Genomic DNA, 21,435 nt, shown 5'->3' with positions numbered 1-21,435 from the left:
TTTTTATACACCATTAAATTATATATATATATATATATATATATATATGATTATTTTGATATGAAAATAAACTTTCGAACGACATTCGAAAGTTTATTTATATGCTAGTTATATAACTTAGTAGTTTTAGTTAAATTTGATTCTTCATATAAAACTAATATGCTAAATGTTCTTATTTTTGTTTTGGTTGAAAGTTTTTTATAGATTTAGATAGTAACATACCCAAATCATCATTGGCTACATACAAAGCTCTAAATAAGCTTTCCTTTGTGTTTTGCGAAATGAAACTACCTTCGAAATATTTTTTACTAAATATATCATTTAAATTAATTTTTGTTGCTGATACATTTTTAATATCATACTTATCTAAAATAGTTTCAACTTTTTTATTTTCTTTGGTTTCGCTTCCATCTTGAACCATCTTATTGGTTTCAGATTTTTCAGCATTATCCTCTTTTTTCTTTACGATAGATTCTGATTTTAAAAGAATGTTTAATAAATCTTTATCTTCTTTAATTTGATCCAAAGTTTTTGCACTTATTACGTCATTAGTATATTTTGCGAGACCATATTTTCCATTTTGATTTTTCTTTATAGTTCAAGCTTGCGTATAAATGGTTATTTCTTCTTTATTATTAGCCTTGCTTACTAGTCTTCAACTTAAAAGAACATTTTTTAAATTATCTCAAAAACTTTTAAGCGAAGGGCTAGTGCTGGCAGCTTTATCAAAAATTAGATCATATTTCTTAGTTACATTATCATTAATAAAACCGATATAAGCAGCATATTCCCCTCTAAGTTTGAACATATCAACCTTAGCATCTACATCTTGTGCTTTATTTTTGTAATCTAATTGTTTGTTTTCGTTTTCTAAAGAATCTAATTTAGTTTTAGTGTTTTCAATAGTTGAATTTAGTTCAGATACTTTAGCTCTTAATAAATCGTTTTCAGAACTTAAGTTAGTACAAGAACTGAAAGCTATAGGAAGGATCGGTAATGTAGCAAGGGTACCGATTGCTAACATTTTCTTTGATAATTTCATATCCTATATATATATATATGATTTCTATTGATATATTAACTTACTTTAATAACAGCAAATCTTTAATTATACATTAAATATATATTAAAAAAATAGTAAATAAGGAAAAATTTGATAGTTTTTTAAAATTTTTGCCCCAAAACAATTAAAGCCACACCTCGAATAATAAACTTTTAGAAGTTATTTTTTATGTCCAGATTCAGCTACAGGTTCAAGAAAAAAGTAGTAGAGACATGTTTAAAACAAAATTTGAAATATCATCAAGTCGCAAATAGCTTTAACTTAAAATCGATATTGTTAATAAATATCTGGATAAATATCTACAAAAGATTAAGTGTAGATTACCTAAGAAGCAAACAAATACATTACCCGTTCATTCGATAAAGAACTACATATAGCAAAACTTATATTTAATAGTAAATACCACCTACCAAGAGTTATCCCTAAAGTATAGAATTCCTAGTTTATCAACCATTTATCAATGAGTTAATCGTTTTACTAGGTAAGAACTACAAGGATTACTTAAAGGTAGGTGTGTTAGAAAATGCACTTTGAAAAAATCTGAAAACAAAAAAAGAAAATCAAATCGATGAATTAAATGAGAAAGATATTTCAGATCTGTCTGACAAAGAAGTAATTGAATTCTATAAGAAAAAACTTTATCAAACTAGATTGGAAATATACTATTTAAAAGTCTTAAGGAGATTGAGAAAAGATGCCCTGTAAAAGGAAAATGAAAAAAAGCACTTAGCATCGTCAATCTCCAAAAAAAGACACAAATTAAAACATCTTCTCTAAATTTCTAGCCTAACAAAATATGCTTATTTTTATTGAAAAGATAATGAAAATAAATCTAATAAAGATGAAGAAATAGAACGAAAGATTCTAAAAATACGTGCTAATCATAAGGATTATAGTTATAAAAGGATATGTACAGAATTAAGAAATAAGGGCGAATTAATAAAGAAAAAGAAGGTTCAGTGAATAGTTCAAAAACTTAAACTATAAGCAACAACTTTTAGTAGAAAAAGTCGTAAATATTATTCATATAAAGGTAATATTGAAAAAATTGCGCCTAAGAGAATTAATAGACGTTTTTTAACAGACATTCTTTATAAAAAATAACTACAGATACAACAAAATTCAAGTGTTATGAAACAGATTTGAAAGGTAATAAGATCATTCAAAAACTATATTTAGATCCTTTTATAGATTTATGTAATGGTAAAGTTATAAGTTATTCTATTAGCAAACGACCTTATTCATAGAACATAATGAACGCATTGAACAAAGCGATTAAGATTACTTCAGATTGTCCTTATCGTAGAACCTTTCATTCAGATTTAAGTTGGGCGCATCAGATGAAGAGATATTCTGATAAATTGAAAAAACTAAGATTTTAAAGTATGTCTGGAAAAATAATTGTTTAGATAATGCTGTTATGGAGAATTTTTTCACTATTCTCAAGCAAGAATTTTATTATGGCAGAACCTATAACAGTTATTTAGAACTAAAACAAACTATAGATAAATATATTAAACACTACAATAAGGATAGAATAAAACACAAACTCAGATTTAATAGTACTGTTCAGGATAAAAATAATTTAATTACTAAACAAAAATAGCAGCACTTGATGCGCTGCATTATGTCTGTGTTTTTGAGGTCCCTCAGAAAAACAATTAGAGTATTTTTTATTAAAGTCTAATGGTTAAAGATGATCCGTTGATGCTAGTTCTAATGATAAACATAAATTATCACTATTTACCATTAGAAGGTTTCGAAGCAGGTTTGTTTGAAAGTCTAACTAACAACGAACCTAAATCATCGTTAGCTATATATAAAGATTTGAATAAATCTTCTTTCGAATTTTTTGAAATAAATTTATTTTCTAAATAATTTTGTGTAAATATTTTAGATAAATTTATATCAACAAAAGATAAATTGGTAATATCGTACTTTTCCAAAATCTTATCGTCATTTTTTTTAATAAGACTTAACAATGGTTCGTTTTTTTTAATGTCTTCTAAAGTTTTGCTTTTAATACTGTCTTCAAGATATTGAGCAAACGAACCTTTGTAAACTGATCATGCTGGCGTATAGACGTCCATTCTTTCTTTATTGTTGGTTTTACTTATTAATGTTCAACTTAAAAGTTTATTTTTAGATAAATCTCATATGTATTTATATCTATTATTATTTTTTCTAAAAAAAATATCGTATTTAGTTACAACATTATCATTAATAAAGCTTATGTAAGAAGCATATTCACCTCTAAGTTTGAACATATCAACCTTAGCATCTACATCTTGAGTTTTATTTTTGTGATCTAATTGTTTGTTTTCGTTTTCTAAAGAATCTAATTTAGTTTTAGTGTTTTCAATAGTTGAATTTAGTTCAGATACTTTAGCTCTTAATAGATCATTTTCAGAACTTAAGTTAGTACAAGAACTGAAAGCTATAGGAAGGATTGGTAATGTAGCAAGGGTACCTATTGCTAACATTTTCTTTGATAATTTCATATCCTAATATATATATATATATATATGATTTCTATTAATATATTAACTTACTTTAATAACAGCAAATCATTAATTATGCCTTAAATATATATTAAAAAAATAGTAAATAAAGAAAAATTTGATGATTTTTTAAAATTTTGTCCGAAAAACAATTATCAAATTTTTATTTATAAATAAAAATCGCTAATTTCTTAATTTTAACTAATTAGCTTCAATTAATTTCTCTTACAGTCTTAGGATTTTCATTTCTAACAACTGATTTAATTGTTCCGTCACCTACTCTTATAACCATTGTTGCTATATCAGCAATCAATGGGTTATGTGTAACTATTATTAAAGTTGTTTTATTTTTCTTATTAATATTTACAAACTCTTCTAGAACTACTTGAGTCATTTCTTCATCCAATGCTCCAGTAGGTTCATCACCAAAGATTATTGTAGGGTTTTTAGCGATCGCTCTAGCGATCGACACTCTTTGTTGTTGTCCGCCAGATAGTTCAGTAGGCAACTTATTACGTTGCTCATACATCCCAATACTTTTAAGTAATTGGTCAATATCAGCTCTTTTAGAAGCATCTCTTTGCAGGAACGAACCAATCTCAATGTTTTCTTTAACATTGAGATTGGGTAATAATCCATATTGTTGGAAAATATAACCGATGTTTTCTTGTCTAAATCTGGTTAGTTGGGTATCGCTAAAACCAATAAGGTTCTTATTAGCCACAAAAGTAGTTCCACTGCTAGCTCGATCCATTCCTGAGATAATATTTAATAATGTTGTTTTACCACTACCAGAAGGACCTAGGATAACTACAAATTCTCCTCAAGGAATTTGTAGGTTTACATTCTTTAATACCTTAGTAGTAGTTACGCCATTTGAATAATATTTAGTTACATTCTTAAGATCTATAACATAATCACTCTTAGTAGGAATTACCTCTTTTACTTTATGAGGTTTATTAAGAATTGATACTTTACTTACTTCTAGGTTCCAAAAAGCTGTTTCTAAGTTCTGTTTGAACTTATCTATTTTTTTATAAATATTAGGTAAATTTACAGTCTCATATTTTTTAAGATTTAAGATCTTAAAAAAGTCTTTTATCTTTTGTTCTCTTTGTTTGATTGATACTTCGGTTTTCTTGATTCAATTATCCCCTAGATAAGCATCGTCTGAAACGTTGTTTTCTAGTTTCTTGAAATAATTAATCATGATTGAAGATTCTTCATTAAGAATACTTTCGTATTCTTCTTGAGAATTAGCTTGTTTTTTTCTTTCAACCGTTCGGTTCTTTTGTTTAAGTTCGTAGATATAATCATTAATCATAAAGATTAATTGATTAGTTATCTCATTAACATGGTCTACGAATTTCTTAATAAGGTATTGTTCTTGCTTGGTTTGGAAATTGTAGAAATAAAACATCTTCCCATAAGTTTGGTCAAGGTTTTGTTTTAAATACTGTAAGTTATTACAAAAACTATTAACATTAACTTTAAAGTTAGGGCGCAAAGAACAGATTTTTTCTGTTCTTTGTCTTATGTAGTAGATGACATTTCCAATATAAGAATTATAGATATTGTTAAATTCACCAAAGTTATAAACAACATATACTACTGGTTGTTCCCAGTCGATTTTAAGGTATTCTAGATCGTTAGCAATAGTTGCTTCTTTAATATGTTTGGTTATTTGTAAATTTGACATATAACTATATAATTATAAATTTAGCACAATAAGATTGCTAATAATCCTTGATCATAAGATCTATAAGGATTATTAGCTTTATTGTTACTTATCTAATAAGATTGAGTGTTTTGTTTGCTTTTGTTTTGCGATAATGGTTTATCAAGCAATAAAGCATTATCGCAATAGATACTTACATAAAAGTTAATTTTTATAAGAAAAATTATAAATTAATCTCATTAATTTATTACTTAACCAAGTTGGGTATAGGGTACAAAAAATAAAAAAAGCATTAATTTCGTTAGGAGAAATTAATGCTTGTAATTAGATTAATAATTGTGTTTATTTATTAATGCTAGCGTTTATTGAACTATCGGTATTCATTTCAAATTTAGAAACACTAAGACTGTTTAGACGTGCTGTTTTGTAATCTGATGATGTTACGATAATAATAAATGAAATTACTGATCAACATGTAATGATAAGAAATGCATAACTAATCGGAGTTAGAACTATGTATTTATTAACATCAGCTACAAGATTTAAGAATAGTTGAAAACCTGATATTGGCAAAATAGACAAGATTATAAAAGTGTAAAGAGTTCAATAAGAACCAGGCTTCATTTTATAAGCAAAAGTAGTAGATGTCTTTAAATCTTTAAAACAGAACGGGAAAAGACTAGCTAATCAAGTATTCTTGTTTTTTCTTAAATAAATTAAGTTGTATATTAGAAAAAACAAAGATATTACTAAGGTACCAATGTAATTCTGTACAAAGGTAATTATATGTAAATTAGAACTTGCATAGGTTCGATCTTTTGAATATTCTGGATTATTCGAAATAATCTTTATCGGACCGAGAATAATAATATACGTAGTCAATACAGCACATAAAGAAAGTATGATAGTTGCATACGCTATAAAGGATGAAATTTTTAAAAATTTAGCACGATCCATGGTTGAAATTTCTCTCCATTCATAATAAAGTTATTAATTTCATTACCAGTGTATCAGTTGTTTTTATATTTAAATGCTTTTGGTTGTTTTCTATCTTTCTTTTGTTTAGTACTTTCAATAGTGTAATAATATGATCCTCAACAATTATTATAGTAAGAGTAAAGGAATCTATTGGAATTAAATCGACCTCAACACATAGAACCTAAAAACATATCTGATGAATCATCATAACCATACATTAAGTATGCATGATCAAATCAATTATTAGAATTATTTGGTAAACGAATAGGAGCAGCTCCTAGAATTACAGGAATCCCTCTTCTAACTGATTGTCAAGCTTTGTAGTAACCCGCTATGCTACCATAACCGACTCAAGAATTTCTTTCTTTTAGATTGAAACTATCAAACATTTTGCCGTAAATGATTGTAGTCTTTAAATTTGATTCTTCTCCACCCAATTCATACAATTTATAGGTCAGCGAATCAGTATATTGCGCTCCTCTATAAAGATTTCTAAATACAGGAGATGTATCTTCTCAGTGTTCTTTAGTTCATTCATTCGCATCTTTTATATATTTATTATATTCATAATCAGTAAATATAGATCCGTCAACGAATAAGTGGTTATATAACAATATTTGACTCAAGGCGACATATTCACATAAACCGGCTTTATCATTATCAGATACTCCAACATAAGTCAAATCCATGTATCCAGCTGATTCATGATTATTTCGCGTAGCAAATCATCAAGCATATGGAACTGTATGACTGACCGAGAAGCGACCATCATAATTGTAAGGAGTATTGTTTTTATCGAAAATTATATTAGCTTGTCTTGATCTAAATCATTTATATTTAATTTCTTTATCACGTTTAGCAAGTTGTTTTTCTTTAAATTCACTTATATTATCTATTTCTAATGGTTGATCTGCTAAAGATAAGTCATCTTTAGATATTTCATTATTAGAATACAAACTTAAGAATTTATTCTCATTAATTCTTTTAAGTAAGCCAAACGATTTACTGTAATATAAATCATATTTTAATCATTCATCATTGATTTTTTCTTGATGAATTTCATTCGATATATAAAGATTAGTATCTACTATTGAGAATAAATTATCAGTTCCTATAAGTAAATATTCATTACCTTTTATATCTTTAATTTCTTTAACAACTTTTAATGATTGATAGTTGTTGCTTATTCTAATCAATCGACCAACTTCTGAATCAATTAAAAACTCTTTTAATTCAGTCTCATTTTTAAAACCTTCATTAGCATTTGAGCTACTTGTAGATATTGATGGTAAGGCTGTTACACCTAGACTGGCTGTTGATATCGCTAAGGCGATTTTAGTTATTTTGGATTTCACAATGTTATGTCCTATATTATTTGTTCTTTTATTATACGCCTATTTTATTTCTAATTAATGTAAATTTTGTCATACATAGAATTTTTAATTTAGAATAATTAGTTTCATAAATATCATCAACTAAATGAAACATAATTTTTATCTATCAACATTAAAACCAAGGAACAATAAAGATAAATTATGATTTTTTATAAGTTTCATATTAATCAAGCTTAATTAATAAAATAAAAAGATAAGGCCATAACAATCTCATTAAAATATCTAAAAATCAGGTTATGACAAACAACAAAAAAAGCATTAATTTCGTTAGAGAAATTAATGCTTATAGTGAGATTAATAATTATCTTTATTTATTGATACCAGCATTTACTGAACAATTAGATTCGGTTTTAATTTCAATATCAGTTTTCATTTCAATAAAAGTAGACTTGTTCAATTTTGCTGTTTTGTAATCTGAGGTTGTTATAATAACAATTAACGAGAATAATGATCAAGAAGTAACGATTAGAAAAATAATATTAATCATCATCGGAATAATTAATCTATAGTCAACCGCAATGATTGTGAATAGTTGGAAACCCATTAAAGCTAAAATAAATAAGATTATAAAAGTGTAAAGAGTTCAATAAGAACCAGGCTTCATCTTATAAGCAAAAGTATTAGAAGTTTTTAATTCTTTAAAACAGAACGGGAAAAAACTTGCTAATCAAGTATTATTGTTTTTTCTTAAATAAATTAAGTTGTAAATTATGAAAAATAAAGATATTACTAAAGAACCAACGTAATTTTCTATAAATCTAGCTATAAGTAAATTATCACCTGACAAACCTTTGTTTATATATTCTGGAGTATCTATGCTGAATTTCGCTGAAACCTTTGTTCAATCTAGAATAATATTGATATACAAAGGTACCATAACAATTAAGAAAAATACAATTAGCGTGTATGCTAAAAAAGACGAACATTTTAAAAATTTAGCGCGATCCATCGTTAAGATAACCTCAATTGTTTTTTATTATTATTTTTATTATACGCCTATTTTATTTCTAATTAAGGTAAATTTTGTCATACATAAAATTTTTAATCTAAAATAATTAATTTTTCTATAAATATTATTAATTAAATGAAACATAGTTTTTAGACTATTAGCATTAAAATCGATCGGCAATAAAAGATAAATTATGACTTTTTATAAGTTTCATATTAATCAAGCTTAATTATCAAAATAAAAGATAAAGCTATAACAACCTCATTAAAATATCTAAAAGTTGGTTACTATAAACAACAAATAAGCATTAATTTCGTAATTAGAAATTAATGCTTATAGCGCGATTAATAATTGTCTTTATTTGTTATTATTAACGTTCATAGAACGATCGTTAGTTTTTGTTTCAATGGAATTAGATTTGTTTAATTTGGCTGTTTTGTAATCTGAGGTTGTTATGATAATAATAAACGAAATTAATGGGCAGCAAATAACGACAAGAAAAATAATATTAATCATAGTTACAACAATTAAATTAGAACTAGTTGCAACGTTTCAGTGTAGTTGATATAATGCTATCGCTAAAATAGATAAGATTAAAAAAGTGTAAAGAGTTCAATAAGAACCAGGTTTCATCTTATAAGCAAAAGTGCTAGAAGTTTTTAATTCTTTAAAACAGAACGGAAAAAGACTAGCTAATCAAGTATTCTTGTTTTTTCTTAAGTAAATTAAGTTGTAAATTATGAAAAATAAAGATATTACTAAGGTGGCAACGTAATTATCTATAAAACTAGTTAAACGTAACTTAGTAATTGAAACAGTAGTAAGAGTTGAAGAAAAATCATGAACAAATAGATTATTAACCTTTATTAAATTGAAGATAATACTAAGATACACAGGCATAACAACAAACAAGAAAAGTATAATAACCGCATATCCCATAAAGGATGAAATTTTTAAAAATTTAGCACGATCCATGGTTAAGATAACCTCAATTAATCTTTATTAGTATTTTTATTATAAACCTATTTTATTTCTAATTAAGGTAAATTTTGTCATACATAAAATTTTTGATCTAAAATGATTAGTTTCATACAAAACTAACCAATTTTAGGTATTAACCAAATATAAAAAATGTTTTGAATAAATCTTTTGGTTTTATTCAAAACAATAGATAGATAATTATTCTCTATTCATTAATTTGGTTTTCTATAACCTTAATAGATAAACTAATGTTTTTATTACATTTACTTTTAGTATTAGGTTTAGTTTTTATTCGATAAACAGATCTTAATCCTAGGTTGTTTAATCTTTGAATTAAATAATGGTATGAGATCTTGGTTTTGTAATCAGAACCAAGATATAAGTTATAGTATTCCAGGATATTTAAGTTTTTAGTTGATTGCTTAGAATTACTTAATTGCTTGCAGCAATTAAGATAATCTTTATAGATCTTTTGGATCTCTTGATCGGTTATCTTTTTAGTTCTGTTTTGATTCTTATTTCCATGTGATATTTTGAAATGCAAACCATTATTTTGTTTAATATGTTTTTTATATCTTTGAACTGTTCTGATATTCAACCCAGTATGATCACTTAGTTTTTGGTTGGTAAGTTCTAAGTTAGAAGCTATGAATTCTAACTTAGCTTTTTTATTAAATTCATATCTAGATAATGGTTTTAAATTGTTATTCTTCAAGCCTGTATTTTCCTGTATATATAAAAATTATTATTAATAAATAAGTAAAAGTAATAAATGATAAAAAACTAAGTCTAATAGTTTTTTATCTCTTGAGCTATCTTCATTTTTTTAAGGGTAAATCAATTCGTAAAGAATGATATTGAGAAAATCCCCATAACACCTAATAAAGCACCTATAACATGTCCAAAGTTAATGGTTGTAAACAATGCTATCGAGGCGGATTTCAAGATAATTAAATTATATATGTTAACCAGAATTAATGAAAGTGGACCACTTACTAGTAACCCAAAGATAAACACAGGGATATAAATTGATAAGAATGATAAGATGATTGAGCGATCAGAAAACCCTAGGGCTTTCATTCTGATCGCAATCTTCTTAAGTTCATCAATCAACATATTAGAAATCAAGATAACAATCAAGGTAACAATCGGTACAATCATAGATATAATTACATTTTGAATTGTTAATGATGTCTTAGATATGTTTTCAAATATCGTCTTGTTAGAACTACTATTATACAAGTAATTAATCATCGTGTTGTATGGTAAAGAACCATAAACATTAACTAATTTCTTGATGTATTTAACAACATCTTGATCGGTGTCTTTTAACAACGTCCATTTATGGAAGTTGTTATCATCAATATTCTTAACTTCACCTAAGGCAACCAACAAAGCCTTATAATCTTTTACATGTGCTTTTTTACTAGATGATAGATCTTCATAACGAACAACTGGTTTAAGACTTGATTCAAAATTCTTAATACTGTTCTTAATAATTTTTTGTAATTGCTTATTATCATCTGAAAAATTAGAAGTAGATGGGAACAATCCTGATTCCGAAAACAATGGAGTCGATTTTTCAAACGCATCTAGATCATCTGAATAATAACCATTAAAAGGCAATTGCTGTTGTATTTCAAAGTCACTAAATCCAAGGAGTTTATTTGCTAAATCATAAGAAGTATATATTTCATTATCTCTAGCAGAGCTAGAAATCCCGATTATTTTAAATTTTACATTTTGATTCTTAACATATTGATCATGATCAATAATGTTTAGTTTATCTGATATTCGATCAACGCGGTTGGTAATCATAAACTCGATTTCATCACCCACGTCTCAGTCATTACTTTTAGCTACATAAGAATTAATGATTATTGGATTAAAATCATATTTCTTAAACAACTCTTGATTAATGATGACTTTATCATCATTATACAGAATCGGTCCTAGGTAGTTTTGTTTATCAACTTCTTTGATATCTGTGGTGTTAATTCAATTCTTAATTCCTTTGATTTCTAATTTTTTATCATCCTTGGTCCTTACATCAATTCTTGTGTATGCATATTTAGGCGATTGTTTGTTTTTGCTATCACCAATAGTTTTTTGATCTAAACCTATAAGGTTATAAGTAATCTTGTAATCGATCAAATCATAGGTATTGTTAGCTATGTTTTCAAATTGTTGAATTAAGAAATGAATAAACTCAGGTTTCAACACACCACCACTTAAAGCTTGCTTTTCATTTATTGCATAAACAGCTCTATTAAGTTGAGGGTTATACACCAACTTAATGTAATAGCTAGGATCGTTGTCATCCAAAGTTTTTAACTTTGGATACTCATGATTAGCTATTGTTCTTAAAAAAATCTGATTAGATTTTTCTGAAGCGGCCGCCTGATTAGAAGGCATTAATGAACTTGATAAACTTCAAGGGTTGGCACTTAATATTCCGATCCCTATTAAGTAGTCCAAACCTATTTTGGATTGAACATAGTTCTTAAGGTATGTAATTTTAGAATTCTGATCAATAATATCACTCAAACCAACAATATGTAGGTTAGCTCAACCCGCTTGATTCTTATCAGTTCTAGAATTTGCTAAGAAGTAATCTGATTGATTTTCCCAACCTGGTAAGATTTCATCAGTTTTACCTAGATCTTTAAATTCTTGATATTTTATTAAACCTGATTGTTGAGTTGGCGTAGCCAAATCAACATAATATTTATAGTTATTAGCATCAAACGTGTTGTTCTTAGCTTTTTCATAAACATTAATAGTCGATAATGAAAAAATTAATACAAGCATAGTGGCTGATGATAATAAACATAATATAAATAGCTTTCACATTGAGTTAAAAGCTATGGATATTCTGAACCGATCCATTACAGACATCATGCTTATCGGTTTTTTAATATAAACCGATAACTTACTTACTTTGTATTCACTATCATTCTTAAGTGAATCAACAACATTTTTACGCATTAAGTAAGCTGACACTAAAAAACTGGTAATACCAAAAATTAATACTGGTAAGAAGAAAGCTGTTAATAGTGCTGTTGCACTAAACTTTCTTAGTTCTACTGGTATAAATCAGAAACTACTAAAAGCATTAATAGCTACTTGCTGTAAGATGTATCCTAAAGTATAACCAACGATACCACCGATTAAAGATGGAATAAAACTAAAGATCGCCATTGATAAATTGATCTTAGTTTTATTAAATCCATTGGCTAACAAAATCCCTAGCGTTTGTCGGTTTTTTTCAATATAGTTTTTAACTATTAAGATACCTACCATTAATGCTAACAATATGATAATAGCTGTTAGCATTAATGATGTTTTTTGAATCGTATTTAATAATGAAGGAATGAAATTAGTTCTAGCTGCTGATAAGTTTAAAATATTAGATAGATCATCTGAAAAGTATGCCGCCTTTAAGTTAGGTGGCCATGACATGTTAATTGAAGCTCATTGATTGATTTCATCAAGAATGACTTTTTGTTGTTCTCTTGTTAGATCACGATCGGCAAATCGTGCAACAATATTAGTTTCTATCGGGTTAGTACTAAAAGCTTCTCTTAATCTAGAATATCCAAGATCATTAACATAATACAATCTCTGATTGGCAGGGTTAGGGATAAAATTCGTAAAACTATAAATTGGATAAATTAAATCAGGCGTAATACCTACTCCTAGGATTAGATATTTTGTCTGATCTATTTGGATCTTGTATTTATCTTCAATCTTATTGAATTTATTAATGAAAGCTTCACCATTAAGAGATAACAATTCTTGAATAACATTTTGATTAGTAAAGATCTGTTTATGATCTTTTAATTGATCAAACTTTCAGTTACCAGGAGCTGCGATCGCAAAGTAACTTGTTGGATTAATTAATCTAATACTTAATGGAACTATCTGATATTTCCATTGAAAATTTAAGCTTCAATTATTGTTTATTGGGTTGGTTTCTGTATCAATAAATTCTTCTATTCTAGCATAATCACTATCATCAAGTTTATTGTTACCGCTTACTTTTTTAGCTGCTTGAACAAACTTTAATAAGTTGGCATCAGCGCTTTGCTCATCAACACCTTTTAATAATGTTTCCAAGATCTTTTTAAGATCTTCGTTGCTAGTTATTAATTTTCTTTTTTCATTGTTGGGAAGTTTATTAAATTCATTTTTTAATTTAATAAACTTATCAACGATTTCATAATAATCATACCTAAAGTCACTAATCTTTTGACCTTCGTATAATACAAGTTTATTTACTTTGTAGTTATTGTTGTTGCGAATAATCTTTTTTTGAAGATTACCTTCACTTACATCTAAAGATTCATAGCGCTCAAAATTGATATTCTTATCGTTTAAGAGTTTGTCAATCTTGGCATTTGGATCGGTTTCTAGTTTTTGTCTTAAACGATTAGAAGCGGCTAGTAGTTCGCTTTGCACAATCCCGATTTTTTGTTCGTTGTTAAGGTTGCTGCTTAAGTTAAGTTCGTAATTAATTAACTTAGAATAAGTATTATCCTTATCATTCTTAATAATGTTGTTTAAATAAGGAGTTATTGATTCCTGGGATAAATAGATTCTTACTTTACTGGTATTTGAAAGATCTGGATTTTGACCGATTACCGATGGTTCTGAATCGTATTGTAATGTACCAAAATCATACTTTTCATTAATCACTAAGTCAGCAGCATCCCCTTGTTGATTAACAAGGGCATATGAACTTTCTAAATTCTTATTTGTGTTATCAAGTAAAGAATAAGTTAACGATGATAAAAAGATTAAAAACGTTAAGCTTATTAAAGCTACTTTAGCTTTCTTAAATGATCTAATAACACTCTTAATTAAATTAAACACTAAATCTAAGTAACTAAAAGCAAATTACTATTAATGGATTATAACAAATTGTATTTTCAAGACTTTTTAAAGGTATTAATCCAAGATTAATAAGGCTTTAATTATATCCATTAGTTTTATAAGAATAGCAATATAAAAAGAAGTTGTTGGGATGGCAACAACTTCTTTATTTATATCTTATATCTTTATGTTTTATTAATCTTGCAGATCTAGTTCTGTTGGGTATGAGTCTTTAAAAAAGTCTCTTAATCTAGCAATATATGTGTTTTCGTCTTTGAAAGCGAATAATAAGCTTGGGTCTAGTAGACCTCTAGTTTCATATTCTTCTATATTGATGTTTTGGTTGATGAATTCATCGCCTTTAACAAGAACTTTAGATTGTTTATTTTCTACTTTTTCAGTTATTTCATTACCATTAGCATCCGTTTTGTAGTATGCTGTATCTTTAGCTTTTAAAACAACACCTGGAACTTGTATGAATGGTTTAGTAGAAGGACTGTTTATTCTATCAATATTTCTTTCTGAAAAATAGTGATTTGTATCGTTAGAATAAACATAACCATTAGGATCATCAATCAACATGCTATCTCTCAAAAGATCAATGTGAGCATGCGGCATTCATCCACCGTTATTGTCAGATTCGGCAACCACTGCAAAAGTATCATTAGGTTCTAATGGAATTGGATTTGACGGGCTAATATCAAGGTATCAATCTCTATTACCAGTTTTAGGAGTTCAAGTTAATTGTCTATTAACTTCACCTCTCTTGTTAAGAACATTATTTAATTGTTGTCTTGTTAATTCAGCATCTAAGTGAATTATTTCTACATAGATGTATTTAGATGATGCAAAATAGTCTTCGTAAGTATTTTTATCAACAGCATTTTTTAAATCTTCAGATTTTATTCTAAGGATAACAGATGTACCAACACCTTCACCAACTTTATTAGTTCTTCTTTCAAACACGTTGATTACTTCAGATTTAACTGGTGCTTTTAATAATGAATGCGCTTTAACTAGTACGTCTTCACCAAGGTGAAGTTGTGCAGGAGTTTTTTTACCAGCATAAAATCCTCTGATTTCACCATAACCTCCACTGATTACACTAGTATTATTTAAGTAAGTATATAGATCAGTAGTTATTTTAGAAAGTTGGTTTTGTGTAAGTAAGCCAATATGTAAGTTATATGTTTTATTAGAATCAGTAATCTCTGGATCTGCAAATATATTTACGTGTTTTTTAACACCATAAGTTGTATCTAAATCTAGATTATTAAGTTGATCAATAGAAGAAGTTGTTTTAAGTCTAAACTCAGCGTTTTTGTTTTCAATTGAAACATTACTTGTTTCATTAATCTTAAAAGTAATTAGATCTTTATTTTTAGAAAAAGGATAGAAATCTTTAGCATCAAAATTAACAAAATCATAGTTAGTTACTGGTGAAAAATCCCTAAGATTTATATCTAAATAACTTAAGGAGATTTTCTTATAATCATCAGCAGTTAATGCTTTAGTTATATCTTGATCAAAACTAATATCTTCTCCGTAAGAATTAAAGTCATTGCTTCATTGATAAGAACTAAAACCATAAGCTAATCTAACTACAAAGTGCAGTTTTTTAAGGTCGTTAGAGATACTTACACTTTTAACAAATGCGCTGTATACAGATTCTGCTTTTTTAGTTGATCTGTATTTATTAGCCTTACTTATCTTCTCTTCATCAGATATTTTTTGATAAAGCCTCCTTTCTTCAAAATCCTTAAAATCAATTGACAACTTCTTAAGTGCAGCTTCTGACGCAAACAATAAATCCCCAATACTTGTTTCACCAATATTGATCGAAACTATCGGATGATCTGTTTTGAATTCTTGAAGTTTAGCTTTGTAACCTTCAAATCTCTCATACTTCTTATCATGCTTAAACCCTTCCATAACAAACTTATAAACATGCCCTTGGTATAATGTTAGTTTGTTATTGATAACAACTTCTTTTAAAAGCTGAATCGGAACGATCAATCGATCTGGATCGTTACGATCATAAAAAACTTCATTATATTTAATTGAGAAACTATATTTATCTAGATCACTTTGATCTACCTTATAGTCCTTCATTAAGATATTCTTAATATCATCAACTTTGATTTCTAGATTATTCTCAAGAAATTTGTTCTTGAGAATATTACCTATTTCCATTTCAGAAGTTTTAGATTCAGGATTCTTTCATTTTAATAAGTTAGTAGCATTATCTAGTTTGCTAAAACTAGCTAGGTTGATACCAAACTTTTGATTAACTGGTGTAACTGGTTGGCTATCAGAAGGATTATTATCATCCATAGATGATACAGGGGTTGATATAACCTTTGTTTTTTCGTTATAACAACTATTTAAAGCAATGGTTGTAATTGGAATGAATGCAAGCACACCAATTCTTAATGCTTTGAATAGTTTCTTAAATTTTCTAGATGGTAACACGGTGTTTTCCTTGAATAAATATTTGATAAATAATGAATGCAATAACAATTGCTACTACAAACGTGATTACAAAAGAGATAGCAAAATGTAATCACGTTTTCTTAAGTTCTTTTTTAACTTCTTGTTTATCTTGAGTTTTATCCATTAATAAAAAGATTGTTGAAAATAAAGAAAACCCAAATGATAAGAAAATATCAAACGTATAGAAATTAAAAAAAGAAGATAGGTATATGATAACAAACAGCACTAACGTCGTAATTAATAAATAATCAATTCTTCTAAGCCCTGAAGATACTGGATTAATCACAGCAATCAACGGAATAACTGAAGTATAGATAACTATAAACAATAGATCCTTGAAAGCATAATGACTAGTTTTTTCTTCAGAATTCTTGAAAAGAATTTGATTAAAAGCTACATTGGTAAGATATGTTTGTCTGCTTTTTGTAACAATCAAATAAAAAATAAAAAAGCAAACAAAACCAGCTAAGATTCCAGCAAGTTGCATAGGCAATATATAACCTAGCCCAGTTAATGAATCACTTCAATTACTTGTCTTAGAATTCTTCAAGTTGATCATTTGCACGATTGCGTCAAACACAACATTTACTGGATTCAAATACACAATTGGAAAAGAATCTGTAAGGATTCTAGATCATGCTCAGGTAGCTATCACGCTAATGAATACCACCAAAACAAACATGGTAGAAACAACTAACTTATTTTCAATCTTCTTGCTCTTAATAATTAAAAAGACAAATAAAATCAAAAAACTTAAAACAAAATTTGCTCCAAATTCAGTAATGGCTGTTCCATAATCCCATGACTTTGTAAGAATATTTAAACTTCTCATTTTAGTCCCTTTAAAAGGTGTTTTTAGATATGAAACAACATTAAATTTATATATATAAATTTATGTTGAGCTATATTATATACCTTTATTGATAAAAGACAGGTATTTTAAACCAATATTTAAAAAATCTGGTTGCACTATCAATTATCCTTATTTTGTTCAATTATTAAGGATATTAATTAACTTATTAGTTCAATCCAAAACATATAATTTTTCTCAAAAGATAAAAATATATTTATAATTAAATTAATTCTATAAATGTAGAACCACAAGTATTTAATTACTTATTAAAAACGACATAAATAATAAATAAAAATGATTAAGGATTTTAAAGATATTGATCCTAATAAAAAACCCACTAAAATCTTCGCTTTTGGTGGGTTAGAAGAAGTAGGAAAAAATATGTATGGTATCGAGTACGATGACGAGTTGGTTATCGTGGATTGCGGTATCAAATTTTCGTCTGTTGAGATGTTAGGGATTGATGGAATTGTTCCTAATTTTGCTTATGCAAAAGCTAATCAACATAAGATTAAAGCGCTAATTATTACTCACGGACACGAAGATCACATTGGAGGAATCCCTTACTTATTAAAAGAAGTAAGTGTTCCTGTAATTTACGCGCCATTAATGGCTACTAAATTAATTGAAAAGAAACTTCATGAACACCACAATCTTAATAAATATAAGATTGTTACTTATAATGACGATTCTCAGTTTAGTACTAAGCACTTTAAAATAGATTTTTATCGAGTATGTCACTCGATACCTGATGCTTTTGGTGTTTGTATCCAAACTCCAAATGGGAATGTTGTAGAAAGTGGTGATTATCGTTTCGATTTCAATGCTGGTAATGAAGAATTAGATATTCATAAAGTAGTTGAAATGAGCAGAAGAGGTATTGATGTGTTTATGACTGAAACCACTAACGCAGAAGTACCAGGATTTTCAAGTTCTGAAAAAGAGATTTACGATAATATTAAAAATATTATTAAGAATGCTAATGGTAGAGTTATTTTATCAACGTTTGCATCTAATGTTACTAGAATAAGTGAAGTTATTGAGATAGCCATCCAACACGGTCGTAAGATTTGTTTATTAGGTAAATCAATGGATAATAACGTTTCTATTTCTAGAGATGTTGGTTATATTAATCTTAAAGATGATGACATTGTAGAATCTCGATATGTTGAGAAGCACCCAGATAATGAAATTATGATTTTCTGTACTGGTTCTCAAGGTGAAGAATTAGCTGCTTTAAACATGCTTGCAAGCGGAAGACACCCTTGAATTCAATTAAAGAAGACTGATTCAATCATTATGTCTTCTAACCCGATTCCAGGTAACTATGCTGCTGTTGAAAGATTACTTAATGAGTTATCTAAAGAAGAAGGTATTTCGATTTATGAAAACTCGCCTTCTTTAAAACTTCATGCTTCAGGTCACGCTACAATGCAGGAGATTCAATTAATGTTATCTTTATTAAGACCTAAATACCTTTTCCCAATCCACGGGGAATACAAGATGTTTGCATCATTAAAACGGTTAGCTAAAAAATGTGGTTTTGACCCTGAAAATGTAGCATTACATAAAAATGGTCAAATGGTTTATTTAATTGATCGACAATTATATTACACAAATGAAACATTAGATGCTGAACCATCATTTATTGAAGGTAAAAGTGTTTCGCCTAATGTAAAAAGAATTATGAATACTCGACAGGTGTTGTCTGAAGAAGGAATCTTTGCTATTACTGTCGTAATTGATAAAGCTACCAAAACAATTAAAACTCAACCTGATTTAAAATCTAGTGGATGTTTTTATCTTAAAGAAAGCCATGGTTTAATGACGAAGATTGCTTACGAAATTAAATCTAAAGGTAATGAATACTTAGCTAAAAACCAAAATTATTCTTTAGCTGAGCTTAAAAAAATCATACACGAAAGCTGTCGCTTCTATGTATGACGAAATAAACATCGTAACCCTTTAATTGTTTCCCAAATTAGAGAAATCTAGATTTTAATAAAAATCTTCTTAACATTAGGTAAAAGACCATTAATTTGGTCTTTTATTTTTTTTATTGTCGCTTCAGCAACTTGTTCTTTAGTTTCAATATAAAGATTAAATCGATCCTTAGTTTCAAAATCATCCCTGATTTTGATATCAAAACTAGATTGTGCCTTCTCACCTAATATTGTATTGATTAAATAATAAACCTTCTTAAGGATTAAAATCTTTTCTTCTCTTATTTCATCTTCGACCATTAAACCAAATCCAGATAATGGGAATAATTCTTCGTTCAAGAAGTTTTGATCGATATTCAACAAGTTTCCTATCTCTATAACTTGTTGTAATGTTAATTGTTTTAATGGTTCAAAGATTAAAACCTTATTATCTAACGCTTTAGATATATTTAACCCTTGATTAGGGTCATCAAAAGATGTCCCTAATAAAGCAAAATCAATTTGCTGATTAATATCAATAATTGTCTGTTTAGAAACTTCTAGAAAGGTATCATTGATAACCTTTTGTTTTTCTTCATAACCATAAACATCTTTTAGGTTATTTAAAAACAATTCTTTAGCATCAATGTGTCATACTTCAAGATCAAGTTTTTCTCTAAAAAAATTGATCTTATTAGCAACTTCATTATGACGCATCATTCCATTATCAATGTAAATACATATTAAATTCTTACCAATTGCGATTTTAGTTATTTTCGCTAATACAAAAGCAAAAACGCCACCATTTAGTGGTAAAATGGCTTTTTTATTCTTGATTGTATCTCTTAGTAAGGTTGTAGAACTTATTAAAAACTCTTGTAATTTTCTTGTTTGCATTTGAAAATGACGCTATTTTAATTAATTTTAATATTAAATAACTTTATTTTATTTTCTCTTTTAATAATTGATAATTTATAATTAATTAATAATGTTTCTTGCTATCTTAGGATAAATAAATGAATAATAACGTTTGAAAATTATTAAACAACCAATATAATAAAGAGTTAGCGACAGCTGCATTAATGTTTGAATATTCAGCTCGTATTGATGAATATGGGATGGATCATTTTAGTTCATTATTGTATGAATGAGCTAAAGAAGAATTAGAGCACGCTCAAACAATCGAAAAATATTTAAGAAAAAGACAAGCTTGAATAAGAACTAATGAATTAATGGTTCCTAAGGTTGTTGATTCTAATGAACCTTTACAAATTCTAGAAGCTATTTCTGAATATCAAAGAAATGTAAGCGCTGCTGTTAATGAAATTGCTGAAGTAGCATTTATGAACAAAGACTTTGCTACTTACAACTTCATTGAATACTTCATTGAAGACCAAATAGCAGAAGAAAAGAAATGTGCAGATCTTCTTAACGCCTTTAAGATGTCTGAAGATTTATTAGTAATCGATAAAAAGATTGAAGAAATCAAAAACGAACACTATTCTAAATCAGAATAGCATCTAACCTTAAAAAGTTTGTTAAATATTGAGGTAATGCCTCAATATTTTTTTATTTACTAGTTAATTGTTCGATAGATAAAATAAAAAGCTGTTTTATTGTCGATTAATCTTAATCAACAATAAAACAGTAATTAGAATATAAAAAATAAAAATTATTGATTTGCAATACTTTAGGTATCTGAGATTAGAGAAATCTATTTAGAACATTAAATTTTATATCGTAAGTTA

16 protein-coding genes are annotated in these 21,435 nt (G+C 27.4%); 4 read left to right on the top strand and 12 right to left on the bottom strand.

What is annotated here, in order from left to right; all coding sequences use genetic code 4:
* Nucleotides 1-172: 172 nt before the first annotated feature.
* Nucleotides 173-1,042 carry a hypothetical protein gene (locus tag NMG68_RS00135; RefSeq protein ID WP_255034687.1) on the bottom strand — a complete coding sequence of 290 codons (870 nt, stop codon included), beginning with the start codon at nt 1,040-1,042 and terminating at the stop codon, nt 173-175.
* 534 nt (nt 1,043-1,576) lie between these two features.
* Here NMG68_RS00135 and NMG68_RS00130 point away from each other — a divergent pair.
* A complete protein-coding gene (locus tag NMG68_RS00130; RefSeq protein WP_255034686.1) occupies nt 1,577-1,768 on the top strand; it encodes a hypothetical protein in 192 nt (63 codons plus the stop codon).
* A gap of 655 nt (nt 1,769-2,423) precedes the next feature.
* A complete protein-coding gene (locus NMG68_RS03915; RefSeq protein ID WP_392391119.1) occupies nt 2,424-2,669 on the top strand; it encodes an IS3 family transposase in 246 nt (81 codons plus the stop codon).
* Nucleotides 2,670-2,802: 133 nt separating this feature from the next.
* Here the strand turns inward: NMG68_RS03915 and NMG68_RS00125 are convergent, their stop codons facing one another.
* From NMG68_RS00125 to NMG68_RS00080, 10 genes are all read right to left on the bottom strand, one after another.
* Nucleotides 2,803-3,564: a hypothetical protein gene (locus tag NMG68_RS00125; RefSeq protein WP_255034685.1), complete on the bottom strand. Its 762-nt coding sequence runs from the start codon at nt 3,562-3,564 to the stop codon at nt 2,803-2,805.
* Nucleotides 3,565-3,769: 205 nt separating this feature from the next.
* Nucleotides 3,770-5,263 (bottom strand): ABC transporter ATP-binding protein, encoded by a 1,494-nt coding sequence (locus NMG68_RS00120; RefSeq protein WP_255034684.1) that lies wholly within the window; start codon nt 5,261-5,263, stop codon nt 3,770-3,772.
* A 321-nt stretch (nt 5,264-5,584) separates the two neighbouring features.
* The gene (locus NMG68_RS00115; protein ID WP_255034683.1) at nt 5,585-6,199 is read right to left on the bottom strand and encodes a hypothetical protein; all 615 of its coding nucleotides are present in this window, start codon (nt 6,197-6,199) and stop codon (nt 5,585-5,587) included.
* Nucleotides 6,178-7,575 (bottom strand): putative cysteine peptidase, encoded by a 1,398-nt coding sequence (locus NMG68_RS00110; protein WP_255034682.1) that lies wholly within the window; start codon nt 7,573-7,575, stop codon nt 6,178-6,180. The genes NMG68_RS00115 and NMG68_RS00110 overlap by 22 nt, the downstream gene beginning before the upstream one ends.
* A 346-nt stretch (nt 7,576-7,921) precedes the next feature.
* The gene (locus NMG68_RS00105) at nt 7,922-8,491 is read right to left on the bottom strand and encodes a hypothetical protein (protein ID WP_255034681.1); all 570 of its coding nucleotides are present in this window, start codon (nt 8,489-8,491) and stop codon (nt 7,922-7,924) included.
* Nucleotides 8,492-8,920: 429 nt separating this feature from the next.
* Complete coding sequence (locus NMG68_RS00100; RefSeq protein WP_255034680.1) at nt 8,921-9,538, bottom strand: hypothetical protein; 618 nt, start codon at nt 9,536-9,538, stop codon at nt 8,921-8,923.
* 211 nt (nt 9,539-9,749) lie between these two features.
* Nucleotides 9,750-10,259 (bottom strand): hypothetical protein, encoded by a 510-nt coding sequence (locus NMG68_RS00095; protein WP_255034679.1) that lies wholly within the window; start codon nt 10,257-10,259, stop codon nt 9,750-9,752.
* A gap of 74 nt (nt 10,260-10,333) precedes the next feature.
* Nucleotides 10,334-14,419: an ABC transporter permease gene (locus NMG68_RS00090; protein WP_255034678.1), complete on the bottom strand. Its 4,086-nt coding sequence runs from the start codon at nt 14,417-14,419 to the stop codon at nt 10,334-10,336.
* Between the two features lie 195 nt (nt 14,420-14,614).
* Nucleotides 14,615-16,891, bottom strand: coding sequence for an MSC_0775 family lipoprotein (locus NMG68_RS00085; RefSeq protein ID WP_255034677.1), 2,277 nt, complete (start codon nt 16,889-16,891; stop codon nt 14,615-14,617).
* Nucleotides 16,878-17,744 (bottom strand): MAG4940 family membrane protein, encoded by an 867-nt coding sequence (locus tag NMG68_RS00080; protein WP_255034676.1) that lies wholly within the window; start codon nt 17,742-17,744, stop codon nt 16,878-16,880. The genes NMG68_RS00085 and NMG68_RS00080 overlap by 14 nt, the downstream gene beginning before the upstream one ends.
* 315 nt (nt 17,745-18,059) lie before the next feature.
* Here NMG68_RS00080 and NMG68_RS00075 point away from each other — a divergent pair, with 315 nt between their 5' ends.
* The gene (locus NMG68_RS00075; RefSeq protein WP_255034675.1) at nt 18,060-19,760 is read left to right on the top strand and encodes a ribonuclease J; all 1,701 of its coding nucleotides are present in this window, start codon (nt 18,060-18,062) and stop codon (nt 19,758-19,760) included.
* Here the strand turns inward: NMG68_RS00075 and NMG68_RS00070 are convergent.
* On the bottom strand, nt 19,757-20,584 hold the full coding sequence (locus NMG68_RS00070) for an adenine nucleotide alpha hydrolase family protein (protein ID WP_255034674.1): 828 nt from the start codon (nt 20,582-20,584) through the stop codon (nt 19,757-19,759). The two genes, NMG68_RS00075 and NMG68_RS00070, sit on opposite strands and share 4 nt — an antisense overlap.
* A gap of 119 nt (nt 20,585-20,703) precedes the next feature.
* On the opposite strand from NMG68_RS00070, the gene NMG68_RS00065 reads away from it, so the two are divergent.
* Complete coding sequence (locus NMG68_RS00065; RefSeq protein ID WP_255034673.1) at nt 20,704-21,204, top strand: ferritin-like domain-containing protein; 501 nt, start codon at nt 20,704-20,706, stop codon at nt 21,202-21,204.
* Nucleotides 21,205-21,435 lie beyond the last annotated feature (231 nt).

Source organism: Mycoplasma bradburyae (genome assembly GCF_024338845.1).
Taxonomy (GTDB): Bacteria; Bacillota_I; Bacilli_A; order Mycoplasmatales; family Mycoplasmoidaceae; genus Mycoplasmoides; species Mycoplasmoides bradburyae.
This window is presented reverse-complemented; position numbering and strand designations above follow the sequence as displayed.